At 60.2% G+C, this 11,815-nt stretch carries 14 protein-coding genes; 5 read left to right on the top strand and 9 right to left on the bottom strand.

The window, feature by feature from the left end:
- Positions 1–167 precede the first annotated feature (167 nt).
- Together C1M53_RS29420 and C1M53_RS29415 are read left to right on the top strand one after the other, a co-directional pair.
- Positions 168–419: a hypothetical protein gene (locus tag C1M53_RS29420; protein WP_129415601.1), complete on the top strand. Its 252-nt coding sequence runs from the start codon at positions 168–170 to the stop codon at positions 417–419.
- Positions 406–1,236, top strand: a complete 831-nt coding sequence (locus tag C1M53_RS29415; protein WP_129415600.1) for a tetratricopeptide repeat protein — start codon at positions 406–408, stop codon at positions 1,234–1,236. The genes C1M53_RS29420 and C1M53_RS29415 overlap by 14 nt, the downstream gene beginning before the upstream one ends.
- Before the next feature lie 51 nt (positions 1,237–1,287).
- Here the strand turns inward: C1M53_RS29415 and xth are convergent, their stop codons facing one another.
- The 3 genes from xth to C1M53_RS29400 all read right to left on the bottom strand — a co-directional run bounded on the left by xth (position 1,288) and on the right by C1M53_RS29400 (position 4,581).
- The gene (gene xth / locus C1M53_RS29410; RefSeq protein WP_129415599.1) at positions 1,288–2,082 is read right to left on the bottom strand and encodes an exodeoxyribonuclease III; all 795 of its coding nucleotides are present in this window, start codon (positions 2,080–2,082) and stop codon (positions 1,288–1,290) included.
- Between the two features lie 306 nt (positions 2,083–2,388).
- Positions 2,389–3,477 (bottom strand): nucleoside hydrolase, encoded by a 1,089-nt coding sequence (locus tag C1M53_RS29405; protein ID WP_129415598.1) that lies wholly within the window; start codon positions 3,475–3,477, stop codon positions 2,389–2,391.
- A 135-nt stretch (positions 3,478–3,612) separates the two neighbouring features.
- Positions 3,613–4,581 (bottom strand): helix-turn-helix domain-containing protein, encoded by a 969-nt coding sequence (locus tag C1M53_RS29400; RefSeq protein WP_129415597.1) that lies wholly within the window; start codon positions 4,579–4,581, stop codon positions 3,613–3,615.
- Positions 4,582–4,703: 122 nt separating this feature from the next.
- Between C1M53_RS29400 and C1M53_RS29395 the strand changes: the two genes are divergently transcribed.
- Positions 4,704–5,324, top strand: a complete 621-nt coding sequence (locus tag C1M53_RS29395; RefSeq protein WP_245488345.1) for an isochorismatase family cysteine hydrolase — start codon at positions 4,704–4,706, stop codon at positions 5,322–5,324.
- 80 nt (positions 5,325–5,404) lie between these two features.
- Here the strand turns inward: C1M53_RS29395 and C1M53_RS32420 are convergent, their stop codons facing one another.
- Together C1M53_RS32420 and C1M53_RS32415 are read right to left on the bottom strand one after the other, a co-directional pair.
- Complete coding sequence (locus C1M53_RS32420) at positions 5,405–6,145, bottom strand: amidohydrolase family protein (RefSeq protein ID WP_129415595.1); 741 nt, start codon at positions 6,143–6,145, stop codon at positions 5,405–5,407.
- Positions 6,145–7,107, bottom strand: coding sequence for an amidohydrolase family protein (locus C1M53_RS32415; RefSeq protein ID WP_165358280.1), 963 nt, complete (start codon positions 7,105–7,107; stop codon positions 6,145–6,147). The genes C1M53_RS32420 and C1M53_RS32415 overlap by 1 nt, the downstream gene beginning before the upstream one ends.
- 207 nt (positions 7,108–7,314) lie before the next feature.
- Between C1M53_RS32415 and C1M53_RS29380 the strand changes: the two genes are divergently transcribed.
- Positions 7,315–8,205, top strand: coding sequence for a LuxR C-terminal-related transcriptional regulator (locus tag C1M53_RS29380; RefSeq protein ID WP_129415593.1), 891 nt, complete (start codon positions 7,315–7,317; stop codon positions 8,203–8,205).
- Positions 8,206–8,230: 25 nt separating this feature from the next.
- Here the strand turns inward: C1M53_RS29380 and C1M53_RS29375 are convergent, their stop codons facing one another.
- The 4 genes from C1M53_RS29375 to erpA all read right to left on the bottom strand — a co-directional run bounded on the left by C1M53_RS29375 (position 8,231) and on the right by erpA (position 10,490).
- Entirely contained in the window at positions 8,231–9,136 is a 906-nt protein-coding gene (locus C1M53_RS29375; RefSeq protein ID WP_129415592.1) for an EamA family transporter, read from the bottom strand.
- Positions 9,137–9,248: 112 nt separating this feature from the next.
- On the bottom strand, positions 9,249–9,632 hold the full coding sequence (locus C1M53_RS29370) for a VOC family protein (protein WP_129415591.1): 384 nt from the start codon (positions 9,630–9,632) through the stop codon (positions 9,249–9,251).
- Position 9,633: 1 nt separating this feature from the next.
- On the bottom strand, positions 9,634–10,146 hold the full coding sequence (locus tag C1M53_RS29365) for a hypothetical protein (RefSeq protein ID WP_129415590.1): 513 nt from the start codon (positions 10,144–10,146) through the stop codon (positions 9,634–9,636).
- Positions 10,143–10,490, bottom strand: coding sequence for an iron-sulfur cluster insertion protein ErpA (gene erpA, locus C1M53_RS29360; RefSeq protein ID WP_129415589.1), 348 nt, complete (start codon positions 10,488–10,490; stop codon positions 10,143–10,145). The genes C1M53_RS29365 and erpA overlap by 4 nt, the downstream gene beginning before the upstream one ends.
- Before the next feature lie 73 nt (positions 10,491–10,563).
- On the opposite strand from erpA, the gene C1M53_RS29355 reads away from it, so the two are divergent.
- Positions 10,564–11,778 (top strand): deoxyguanosinetriphosphate triphosphohydrolase, encoded by a 1,215-nt coding sequence (locus tag C1M53_RS29355; RefSeq protein ID WP_129415588.1) that lies wholly within the window; start codon positions 10,564–10,566, stop codon positions 11,776–11,778.
- Positions 11,779–11,815 lie beyond the last annotated feature (37 nt).

Genomic DNA, 11,815 nt, shown 5'->3' with positions numbered 1-11,815 from the left:
AACATCTACGGACCCATTCATAATTGTGACGTTTCGGCAACAGTTTCGAAACAAGCCATCGGCTAAGAAGTCGACACGGACGCGATGCCCATTTCCCGCCATAAACCCGGAGCACTTCGATAGGGCCCCGGCAAGACCGAAGACGGTTGGCGCAAGGGATGGGCCGCATGGCCGCGGCAGGAATGGAAATGAACGCCAGCGTGTTTATCAATGCCAGCCAGTTGAACCGCAGCGCGGCCGCCATTTCGCTGCGCGGTTTCAACCGCAGTTTGGCCGAAAATGCGTGGCAGAATTCATCTGAATATGAGTCTCAGCGCAATGCGCCGCGCAAAAGTGTGGCCGCGAAGTCGCTGGCCGGTACGGGTTCGATCGTCCGCATGGGCGACACGAAAGAAATGCGCAGCCATGCGGGTTGGTGAGTTGGCAAGATCTTCTGTTTTGACGGTGCTGGTCGCGGTGGCGACCCTCGGCGCCGCGGGGCAGGCTTTTGCCTTCGATGAAAAGGTTTTCGACGACAAGAGTGGCGTGAAGCCGAAGTCCAGTCCATGGGAAGTCTTTCAGTTCGGCTTCTCGGCCTACAAGAACGGCCACAAGGAACAGGCTGTTGAAGCCTATAAATATGCCGCCGAGAACGGCCAGATCGGTGCGACCTGGAAGCTGGCGCGCATGTATGCCGAGGGCGATGGCGTCGCCCAGGACGACTACGCGGCCTATAAGTTCTTCTCTGAAATCGCCGAGCAGGATGTCGAGCCCGGCTCGCCGGAAGAAAGCTACGTTTCGGATGCACTGGTTGCTTTGGGCGATTACCTGAAGCAAGGCATCCCTGGCAGCCCCGTCAGCGCAGACCCTGTGACTGCGCAGGAGTATTTCACGCGCGCTGCCGCAAACTACCGCAATCCGAATGCCCAGTACGAATTGGGCAAGATGTTCCTGAAGGGCGAGGGCGGTGCAAAGGCCAGCGTCAGGCAAGCAGGCCGCTGGCTGCAGCTTGCCGCCGAAAAGGGGCACGCCGGCGCACAGGCAACGCTTGGCAACCTGTTGTTCCAGAGCGGCAAGGTGGTGCGTGGGCTGGCCATGATGACGGCCGCGCTTTCGCGCGCGACACCGGCCGATCAGCCGTGGATTCGCTCCATGCAGGAAGAGGCTTTTGCGGTTTCCGGCGAGGCCGATCGGCGCACCGCCATCTCGCTGGCCGATGACATGCTGGCCAAGGGTGTCACCGGGGCCGAGCAGTAGTCGTAGCCTGCTTCTAGCCGCTTACTATCAGATGCCTGCTTGCTCGCGCGATCACGCCGCAGTGAGCGTCAGGTCCACTGCCACCGGCACATGGTCTGACGGCTTTTCCCACGCGCGAACATGCTTTTCGATCGATGCCGCGGCGAAACGGTTCGCTGCCTCGGGTGACAAAAGCAGGTGGTCGATGCGGATGCCGTTGTTCTTCTGCCAGGCGCCGGCCTGGTAATCCCAGAACGTATAGACGCCCGGGGCATCGGTAACGGAGCGCACGGCTTCGGTGAAACCAAGATTCAGCAGGCGCCGGAATGCCTGTCGCGTCTCTGGTTGGAACAGCGCGTCGCCCAGCCATGCTTCAGGATTTCTGGCGTCAATGGCTTCGGGAATGACATTGTAGTCGCCAGCCAGCACCAATGCCTCCTCCAGCGCCAGCCGCTGCCGGGCCCATCGCTCCAACCGTGCCATCCACGAGAGTTTGTAGGGAAACTTCACCGGATCGCTGATCGGATTGCCGTTCGGCAGATAGAGCGACACGACGCGCAGCGCGCCTTTGTCGGTGGAGAACACGCCCTCGATGAAACGGGCATGCTCGTCGGCGTCGTCGCCCGGCAAGCCGCGATTGACCTCGTCGAAGCGCAGTTTCGACAGAATGGCGACGCCGTTGAAACCCTTTTGGCCGTGCGTCTCGACATGGTAGCCGAGCGCTTCCACCTCGAGGCGCGGGAACTGCTCGTCGACGGTCTTGATCTCCTGGAGACAGACGATGTCTGGCTGGCTTTCTTCCAGCCAGTGGACGAGGTTTTCGATGCGGGCGCGTACGCCGTTGATGTTCCAGGTGACGATCTTCATGAAAATCTCGCGGCTGTCTCGGGCAAATCAAACGGGGGCAACTGATACCGATTCGATCCTGCATTATCCGTCGCTTTAAGGGAACCCAGGTCGCTCCCTCCGCGCGAGGATGGAGACATCATCTTGCCAATCTTCTTCCGCCGGCCGGATGTGATGGCTGGCGGCAAAGGCCGCCTGGACAGCAGCCTTTGCCTGGATTTGCGCCTAGGCATGACCCCGACAATCGGAATCGATTTTCGGAAAGGATCATGCGCAAATTCAAAGTGCTAGAGCGACCTTTGCGCGTCCAAAAGGACGCGCGGCCCTCTAGTCTTTCGCAACGGGAACCGGTCTGGTGAGCAGGTCGACGTAGAAGTCATTGAAGCGTTTGTTGTCGAACTCCTTCACCACCTTCACCTTTTGCAGGAGCGGTGTCGGCTGCTCTTTCCAGTAGCCGAGCGTACGGCCATAGCTTGGACCGTAGGCGATATCCACATCGATGAAGAGGTCTTCGACCTTGGTCGCGAAAGTCGGGTCGACAAGGTAGGCAAGCGCCAGCGTGTCGAACACATTTGCCTTGGCGTTGGCATCCTTGGCGAAGCGCTTGGCCATCCAGCTGTCGCCCAGCAGTTTCTGCACGGGTCCTTCCTTGGCGACGATGCGGTCGAATTCCGCTTTCCCGATCTGGGTGATGTCGGTGACGTCGAGCGGGATGAGGGCTTGCGCGATGGGCTCTCGCATGACGATGCGGGCAGCCTCCGGGTCGATCCAGACATTCATTTCAGCGGCTGGCGTCGTGTTGCCTTTCACGTCAACGGCGCCGGCCATGTAGACGATCCGCTTGATCAACGGCACGATTTCCGGATTCTTGCGGATCGCGAGGGCGATGTTGGTGGCCGGACCTATGACCAGCAGCGACACTTCACCGGGATTTGCCTTGACCGTATCGATAATGAAATCGACGGCGTTTTCCTGCCGTAACTTCGCCCTGGTGGCAAAGCCGTCCGGTGGGGCAATCAGATCCTTGTCGGTCGGTTGCGGACGATGGAATGCAGTCTTGTAGCTTTCGCCGAAGCCGAACAGCGCACGTTCGTGTTCGAAACTGCGTGGATCGTGGACGAGTGGAAGGTTTGCCCCGGCATACACGCCAACCTTCTCGTCGATCCCGAGGCGCTCGACCGCCCTTAATGCATCGGCGACCTCCTGTTTGAGCCAGTTGTTGCCGGTCACCACCGTGACGCCGAGCAGGTCGATCATCCCTTCTTGTTGCAATTGCGCCGCCATGATGAGTGTCTGGCCATCGTCGCCGATGGTGCTGAAGTCCGTATCGAGAATGATTTTCTCCGGTGCGGCGTTGGCCATGGACGCCAGCACCGATCCCGCAGCAGCCAGTAAAATCGCGATGAAACGTTTCATCTGAAGAATATACCTCCCGTCAATTCGTCCTTTGAACCCGCCCGTGCGTATCAACAGACGACAGACCTGCCTAAGTCAAGCTGCCGGGCCTGCCTGGAGGAGAATGGTCGGGGGACGGAGAGGGCGTTCTCGTGGTCAGGCATCTTCCCGTGCAGGTTTCTTCTGGAACTGGCGGCGATAGCTGGCCGGCGAGATCGAAAAAGCTCGCGTAAAATGCTGGCGCAGCGACACCGTCGAGCCAAAGCCCGCCATCTCGGCTATATGGTCGATCGAGCACGATCCGGTCTCCAGCAGGCGTTGCGCTGCGGCGAGGCGATGGTTCAGCAACCACTGCGTGAAGGTCGTGCCGGTCTTGTTGCGGAAATGCCGGGTGAAGCTGCGCAGGCTCATGCCCGCGCGCGCCGCAAGCTGGTCGAGGCTCAAAGGTTCATGGAGATGCTCGATCGCCCAGCCGATTGCCGTGCCGATCTGATCCTGGTCGCCACCCGTCGGCAATGGCTTTTCGATGTATTGCGCCTGGCCGCCATGACGATGTGGTGCGACCACCAGGCGCCGCGCCACACGGTTGGCGATCTCCGCACCGTGATCGCGGCGCACTATATGCAGGCAGCAATCGAGAGCAGCGGCCGTCCCGGCTGACGTCAGGATATCGCCGTCGTCGATGTAAAGAGCGTTCTGGTTCAAGGCGACATGCGGGTGGTCGCGCTCGAACTCGTCGGCCCAGGCCCAATGCGTGGACACCGTGCGCCCGTCAAGCAGACCTGCTTCGGCGAGGACAAAAGTGCCGAGGCACAGGCCGACCATGCGTGCGCCGCGCGCATGCGCCGTCCGGAGCGCCTGCAGCAGCGCTCGCGAAGGTCGCTCGTCGGGATCACGCCAGGCGGGCACGATAATCGTATCCGCTTCCGCCAGTCTGGTGAGGTCGTGTTCCACATCGATCCGAAAACCGGACATGGTGGCAACTGGCCCGATCTGCTCGCCGCAGATCAACAGGCGGTAGCGTGGTGCGCCGAGCTTCAGCAGATCGTCGCCGAACACGACGCAGGGCACCGAGAGATGAAACGGGCTGATGCCTTCGAAGGCGACGACGGCGATTGTGTGCATTGGAAAACGACCGGCGGAACAAGTTGGCCAGAACATATCACATATTGTCATTCAGGCCACTTTTGTCGATCTGCAGATTTTGGGACCAGATGCCATCGGAAAACGCAAGGAAAGGAAGTTCCGTGGCACAACATCCAACCATCCGCGCCATCGCCGGCGCGCCGGCACCCGAGCATCTCGATCCTGCCAGGACTGCCCTGTTGGTGATCGATTTCCAGAACGAGTATTTCAGCGGCAAGATGCCGATCCCTGATGGCACGAAGGCACTGGATAATGCCCGGCGCCTTGTCGAGCGTGCCGACGCCGAAGGCACCACTGTCTATCATGTCCAGCACGTCACCCCCGCTGGCAGCCCGGTTTTCGCCGAAGACAGCGAGGCCTCTGCATTCCACCGTGACAGCCAGCCGGCAGCCAACCATGTCATCCTGCGCAAATCGTCGGTCAGCGTGTTTCCGACAACCGACATCGACCAGCGCCTGAAACGATCCGGGGTCGATACGCTGATCATAACCGGCCTGATGACGCACGCCTGCGTGGCTGGTGCTGCACGTGACGCGGTGCCGCTCGGTTACACCGTGATCGTGGCGGAAGACGCCTGCGCAACACGCGATCTCGATACCGGCAATGACCAGACCATTGCTCACGACACGCTGCATCGCGCAGCGTTGGCTTCGATCGACGATACTTTCGGTGACATTCTGACGACCGAGCAGATCTTGAATCTGCCGCGCGTCGCCAGGTAGCGACGGGCGATTTTCCTGCAGGCTGGTGCCGGCGGGAAGCGACCTCCCGAAGTCTTGTGTCGGGAGGTCTGCTGTTGTTGCTACGGTTTGCGATAGACTTCGTTGCCGGCGAGGTAGGTCGCCTCGACCTTGCGCTGGCGGATCGAGCGGTCGAGCGGATCCGAAAGAGTGCCATCGACGATCACGAAGTCGGCCCATTTGCCGACGCTGATCGACCCGATCTGGTCGCCCCATGGCGTCATGTTGGCTCCGGCCTGGGTGTAGGAAAACAGCGCCTGCTCGAAACTCACCGCCTGCTCGGGATGCCATGGTCCGTTCCCCAGCCCGAAGGGGCTTTCGCGGAAGACGGCGTCATTGATCTGGGTGAGGGGACTGAGCGGAGAGGTTGGCCAGTCCGAGCCGAACACCAGTGGTACTCCGGCTTCCAGCATGGAATGCCAGACATAGGCTCTGGGTTCGCGATTCTCGCCGATGCGCTCGGTGATGTATTTGCCGATGGTGCCGGTGGCGTGGTTCGGCTGCATGGAGGCAACGACGCCGAGATCCTTGAAACGCTTGATGTCCGCGGTCTCCACAACCTCGATATGTTCGATCCGGTTTGGCTGGGCGCGTGGAACGGAGGCTTCTTTGAAGGCATCGAGCACCTGGCCGACACTACCGTCTCCGATCGCGTGCACTGCCGTCGGGAAACCGTTCTCGTTGGAAGCGCGGATGGCTGCGGCGAGCTCTTCCTTCGTCTCGAACGGCTTGCCCTTCCAGCCCTTCTGGTCCGAATAGTCCTCGTGCAGATAGGCGGTACGGGTGGAAAGAACGCCATCCATCACCGACTTGGTGTAGCCGAGTTTAAGCAGCGGTCCCTTTTTCTCCTGTTCGCCGCTTTCGGCGGAGATCTTGTCGACCGCCTGCCGGTCTGCGACAGCCGCAGCGATCTTTTTCGGGTCGCCTTCGAAGAATCCGTACCAACGCGCAGCGGCATCTTCCTGTCCGCGACAAGGGCGGCATAATCATGCACCGCGCCAAGGTCGGACATGTCGTTGACGGCGGTGATGCCGACACTGTTGGCAAATTTCAGCGTTTCCAGCAGGCCCGCACGCCGTTCGGCATCGGTCGCTACCGGCCGGTGCTTTTCGACAAGCTCTCCGGCGGCTTCGAGCAGAATGCCGCTTGGCACTCCCTTGTCGTTGAGCAGGACCTGGCCACCTTCCTTGACCTCCGATTTCGCTGTTACGTCGCCGACCTCCAGCGCCTTGGAATTGACCCAGACCGAATGGAAATCGATATCGCGCAGGATCACAACGCGATCGGGAACGACAGCGTCGAGGTCTTCCTTTGTCGGCAGCTTGCCTTCGCCCAGCGTGTAGTCCCAGCCACCGCCTGTCAGCCACGCGCCCTTCGGCAGGCGGGCATCGGCTTCCTTGATCTTTTCGAGCCAGGTCTTCTTGTCCGGGATGTAGGAGAGATCGACACCGACAACCATATCCATGCCGGAAGTCAGATGGGTGTGTCCGTCAATGAAACCAGGCGTCACTGTTTTGCCGCCAGCATCGATGATGCTGGTGCTGCTGTCGGCTAGCGCCTTGATCTCGTCATTGCCGCCTATGGCTACGAATTTTCCGTCCTCCACGGCGAAGGCCTGCACCTTCGGTTTGGCTGGATCGACCGTGCGCACATCGGCGTTCACGACGACCAGATCGGCAGCAGCCATTGCTGGGCCAGCATTCATGGCAAGCGTCATCAGGCAAGATGTCAGCAGCAGGTTCTTTTTCAGGTCTTTGTTTTTCATGATTCCCCTCGATTGCAGTCCGGCGGACGCAATTCCTGACGGGCGCCTGGACATACGCATCAAACAGTGTGGACCGCTGCGGGAAATTGAAAATACGCCTTCGGGCTAGGTGCTGTAGGTTTCAAGCAGTGTCTCGCCCGGCCATTCGCACTTGCTTGCCGACATTGTCGCATTGTCATACGTTGCGGCCGGGAGAGGAGACCCAAGATGCATGGCGAGATAGTCGCCCAGACACCCGGTGGCGAGACATCGGCGGCAATGGACCTGGCGCTTTCGTTGCTTGCAGGGGTCGGCTCATTGGATTTTCAGGAGCGGCTTGCACAATCGCTCAAACAGCACGTCCAGGTCGACGCTGGCCTGATCCTGCTTTACCGCAGGGATGCGGCACCGAAAATACTCTTCAACGACTGGTGCAACGACAGGGGCCTGTCCGACATCCGCAACTATCTGCAGGGATCCTATCGGCTGGATCCATTCTACAGGCTTGCGCTGGACAATGGTGACGACGGACTTTACCGGCTGAACCAGATCGAACCGTCGCTCGACCGCTCGCAATATTATCGTGACTACTATCGGCATTCCGGGCTGCACGATGAGTTCAACATTGTCGTCAACCTCGACGTCGACACCAAGGTGGCGATTTCGCTCGCCCGGCGCAGATCGCATGAAATCTTCAGTGGTGAGGATGCCGAGTTCCTGCAGATGGCGGCACCATTGCTGAGCCAGGCAGTTCTCAAGCACTATCGCGACCTGCGGCCGGAAACCATTGAAAATCAAGAATCATTGCTGCAGAACGCATTGGCCCGGACGCTGAGGAATTTCGGGCGTAGCGTGCTTACGGCGCGCGAATGCGAAGTCGCTCAACTGATCCTGCGCGGCTTCTCGCTCAAGGGGGCCGCTGTACGCCTCGGCATTTCACCCGCGACGGTGAAACTGCACCGTCGCAATCTCTACGCGAAGCTAGATATCCCATCCCAGACCGCGTTGTTTTCGCTGTTCATCGATGCTGCTGCATTGGCGAACAACACGTCGGAGGATCCGCTGATCGCCTATCTCGGTAGGCGCGGCCAGCTGACGGGGCAATTTGTATCCAATTGAAGCTGGCCTATCGCCTTCCGGCTCTTCAGGCTCCTGCCGTCGCCTTCTTTCGCTCCGGCAACGTCATCGCGATAACCCCGGCGATAACAGCGACCAGACCAATGCCGGCTGTTGTCGTGACGGTTTCACCGAGGACGACGACGCCGATCGCCACACCGATGGGAACCCGCAGGTAGGCCTGCGCGGTGGCGCCGACAGAGCCCAGCGTCTGCAGCAGCCGAAAGTAGATCGCGAAGGCCAGTGCGGTCGAAAAGATCGACAGGCCGAGAAGCGCAAGCAAGGAGTGTGTCGAAGGCGCCAATGTCCAGGGATGATCGGCAACGAGGCTGAGCGGTATCAGCATCATGGCGCCAGCGATCAGCGAGCCGGCTGCCGGAATCATCGGGTCCATCCCTTTGAAGCCCTTGCCGGTTATCGCCGCGGCACCATAACAGACGGTCGCAGCCACCATGGCGAGCTGTGCCCACAATTGCGTGCCCAGCCCGTTCAGCGCCTGCAATCCGATGATCAGGCATGCACCGGCTAGTCCCGCTGTCACGCCGAACAGTTTGCGACTGGTCACCTGCTCATGCCTGGTGACGAGGGCGGTGAGCAGGAAAGCAAAGATGGGGGTCAGCGAATTGAGAATGACGGCGAGGCCTGCATCGATGGAGCGTTCGGCCCATGCGATCAACGTGAAGGGTACTGCGCTGTTAAGCACCGCCTGCAGTGCGAACCGGCGCCACATCACCACATCTTTTGGCAATCGCAAGCCGCGCCAATGCAGGACGCCGAGCAGGATCAGTCCGGCAATCAGCGTGCGCACTGCGATGAATGTCACCGGTGGAATGGTCTCGACGCCGATCTTGATGAACGTGTAGGAGGCGCCCCACAGCGTCGAGAGCAGGACGAGAAGGGCGAGTTCTGTGACGGGAACGGTCCTGGCGGGCATCACGCTGATCCTTGTGACGTTTTACCGTCATCTAGCTTGCCGCCGTCATGCAATGTTTCGATATGGGTCGAAGTGTTGGGCCACATCTTCGTACACGGGTCGCGCGAGACCGCTAGCTTGCCTTGCGCTCTACCAGGCCGATCGTGTTGCCGGCGGGATCTTTCAGGAAAGCCATCCATTCGCTTTCGCCCGCCCGCCCGAACAGGCCGTTCACGTCGTGATGCACCATTGCCGGCGCCGCCGTGAACGGCACACCCGCTGCTTTGGCCTCCGCGTGGAAATTCGCTATGTCGGCTATGTCCAGGTAAACGGTGCCGGCCGGCACGCCGTCGGCAAAATAGAGCCTCACATCCCCAGCCATGATGAAAGCCATGCCGGGCGGATCGAAGCGCGAATGCAGAGGCAGGCCGAGCACATCATGCCAGAAGCCGAGCGTGGCATCGAGATTGCGCCCGGCCGACAGCGCGACCTGACGGACCGCGCCGATCAAAGGCATGTCAACTTGCCTCCAAAGATAGATGGATCTTGTTTGCCGCGAGAAGCGCTGCAATCACGTCATGCAGATGTTGTGCGTCTTCGCGCTTGGTGTGTTGATCGATCCAATCACATCCGTTGTCGAAGTCACCTAGCCATTCGGGATATTCATATAAAGATTCGATCGGGGTCAGCATCAGACATGTCTGGAACGGCTTGGACGCATCATCCAAATACTCCTCGAGGCGGCGAAGAAAGATCGACCGCGCGATTTCTTCACCCTCTTTGGAGGTCAATGAGAACGCGGGGAAGCGGCGACCGACCAATTCGTTGAGATGTTGACGGGCCTTGCCTACGTTGCTTTCATTTCGCGGGTTCGACCGCGCCAGATTCAGAAAATCCGCATCGTCGGCATAGCTGTCGAGTGTCCGGTGGCGGTTTGCCCAGATGATGATGTCTAGATCGGAAATCGCGTTGATCTCGCGCGCAATAAGAACCGTAGTCGGTTTCTCATGCCCTTCGAGAACTGGCTTCATATGCTGAAGCTGGTTCCGCAGCCGCAGGAGGCAACGGCGTTCGGATTTCTGATCTGGAAGGACTGCCCCATCAGATCGTCGACGAAGTCGATGACGGAACCACCCATATAAATCAGCGATATGTCGTCGATGAGGATCGTAGCGCCGTCGCGTTCGATGGCGATGTCGTCATCGTTGCGGCCGTCCACCAGATCGAATTTGTAGGAGAAACCGGAACAGCCGCCGCCTTCGACGGCAACACGCAATGCGGTTTTGCCGGGCTCGTCGCTGACGATCTTGGAAATCCGCTTGGCGGCGGATTCCGTCATCTCGACTTTCATGGCGGTTTTGGCGTCGGCACCCATGGGCGTCACCTTGCGTTCGGTTCTGCATGATAGGTATGAAGCGGGACGGGGCAAGTCAACAGCGACAGGGGCGATGACCAGCGAGCTTGGCGATATCGGCTTCGGCTACCGGCCACGCGCGGCCTATGCGTGTGATCCTGCGCGTTCGCGTGGGCGACTGTTCCAGGAAGTGGAAAGCCCGACACGCACGCCTTTCCAGCGGGACCGCGACCGTATCATCCATTCCACGGCGTTCCGCCGTCTGAAGCACAAGACGCAGGTCTTCGTTGCTCATGAAGGCGACCACTATCGTACCCGACTCACCCACACGATCGAGGTGGCGCAGATCGCCCGCGCGCTTGCTCGTGCGCTCTGTGTCGACGAGGATCTGGCCGAGGCGGTGGCGCTGGTGCACGATTTTGGCCACACCCCCTTCGGCCACACCGGCGAGGACGCCCTCAACGAGAAGATGGCGCCCTGGGGCGGTTTCGATCACAACGCGCAGTCGTTGCGTGTCGTCACGCGGTTGGAGCGGCGCTACGCAGAGTTCGATGGGCTGAACCTGACCTGGGAGACGCTCGAAGGGCTGGTCAAACACAACGGCCCGCTGACCGATGGCGCGGGGGAGGGTCTGAAAGGGCCGGTGCCCAAGGCGATTCTGGATTATTCCGAGCTGCACGACCTCGAATTGTCGCGCTACGCCAGCGTCGAGGCACAATGCGCGGCCATAGCTGACGACATCGCCTACAACACCCACGACATCGACGACGGCATCCGCTCGGGGCTGATCAGCCTGGATATGCTGGAGGCCGTCGGTCTGCCGGGCTCGATCCTCAAAGGAGTACGCGAACGTTATCCGGCGCTTGATCCGGTACGCACCGGCCACGAGCTGATGCGGCGTCAGATCACGCAGATGGTCGAGGATGTCATTGTGACCGCCAAGGCCAATCTCGCACGGCTTGCCCCTGGTAGCCCTGACGCCGTGCGTGGAGCCGGCGAAACCATTGTTCGGTTCTCCGAGGATATGGCCAGCGCGGAGAAGGAATTGAAGACGTTTCTCTACGCGCGTCTTTACCGCCATCCCGAGGTCATGCGCGTGCGCGCCGAAGCCGAGCAGATCGTGAAGGACCTGTTCGATACCTATTTCGCCGACCCGCGCGCCATGCCCGACGGTTGGCGCGAGGGGCTCGACCGTGCCGAGGATCGTATCAAGGCGCGCGACGTTGCCGACTTCATTGCCGGCATGACCGACACCTACGCACTGAAGGAACACCGACGTTTGTTTGACCGAACGCCCGATTTGAGTTAGGCCGGGCGCGATTTTCGCCGGCCAATGACCGGTTCTT

The sequence above is a fragment of the Mesorhizobium sp. Pch-S genome (assembly GCF_004136315.1).
Taxonomy (GTDB): Bacteria; Pseudomonadota; Alphaproteobacteria; order Rhizobiales; family Rhizobiaceae; genus Mesorhizobium.
The sequence above is the reverse complement of the archived record's forward strand: the minus strand, read 5'-3'. Positions and strand labels throughout refer to the sequence as shown.

What these genes read in the sequence shown, in the direction of transcription:
- C1M53_RS29420 (WP_129415601.1), top strand. Translation starts at nt 168, where the DNA reads ATGGCCGCGGCAGGAATGGAAATGAACGCCAGCGTGTTTATCAATGCC.
- C1M53_RS29415 (WP_129415600.1), top strand. Translation starts at nt 406, where the DNA reads ATGCGGGTTGGTGAGTTGGCAAGATCTTCTGTTTTGACGGTGCTGGTC.
- xth (WP_129415599.1), bottom strand. Translation starts at nt 2,082, where the DNA reads ATGAAGATCGTCACCTGGAACATCAACGGCGTACGCGCCCGCATCGAA.
- C1M53_RS29405 (WP_129415598.1), bottom strand. Translation starts at nt 3,477, where the DNA reads ATGAAACGTTTCATCGCGATTTTACTGGCTGCTGCGGGATCGGTGCTG.
- C1M53_RS29400 (WP_129415597.1), bottom strand. Translation starts at nt 4,581, where the DNA reads ATGCACACAATCGCCGTCGTCGCCTTCGAAGGCATCAGCCCGTTTCAT.
- C1M53_RS32420 (WP_129415595.1), bottom strand. Translation starts at nt 6,145, where the DNA reads ATGGATGGCGTTCTTTCCACCCGTACCGCCTATCTGCACGAGGACTAT.
- C1M53_RS32415 (WP_165358280.1), bottom strand. Translation starts at nt 7,107, where the DNA reads ATGAAAAACAAAGACCTGAAAAAGAACCTGCTGCTGACATCTTGCCTG.
- C1M53_RS29380 (WP_129415593.1), top strand. Translation starts at nt 7,315, where the DNA reads ATGCATGGCGAGATAGTCGCCCAGACACCCGGTGGCGAGACATCGGCG.
- C1M53_RS29375 (WP_129415592.1), bottom strand. Translation starts at nt 9,136, where the DNA reads ATGCCCGCCAGGACCGTTCCCGTCACAGAACTCGCCCTTCTCGTCCTG.
- C1M53_RS29370 (WP_129415591.1), bottom strand. Translation starts at nt 9,632, where the DNA reads ATGCCTTTGATCGGCGCGGTCCGTCAGGTCGCGCTGTCGGCCGGGCGC.
- C1M53_RS29365 (WP_129415590.1), bottom strand. Translation starts at nt 10,146, where the DNA reads ATGAAGCCAGTTCTCGAAGGGCATGAGAAACCGACTACGGTTCTTATT.
- erpA (WP_129415589.1), bottom strand. Translation starts at nt 10,490, where the DNA reads ATGGGTGCCGACGCCAAAACCGCCATGAAAGTCGAGATGACGGAATCC.
- C1M53_RS29355 (WP_129415588.1), top strand. Translation starts at nt 10,564, where the DNA reads ATGACCAGCGAGCTTGGCGATATCGGCTTCGGCTACCGGCCACGCGCG.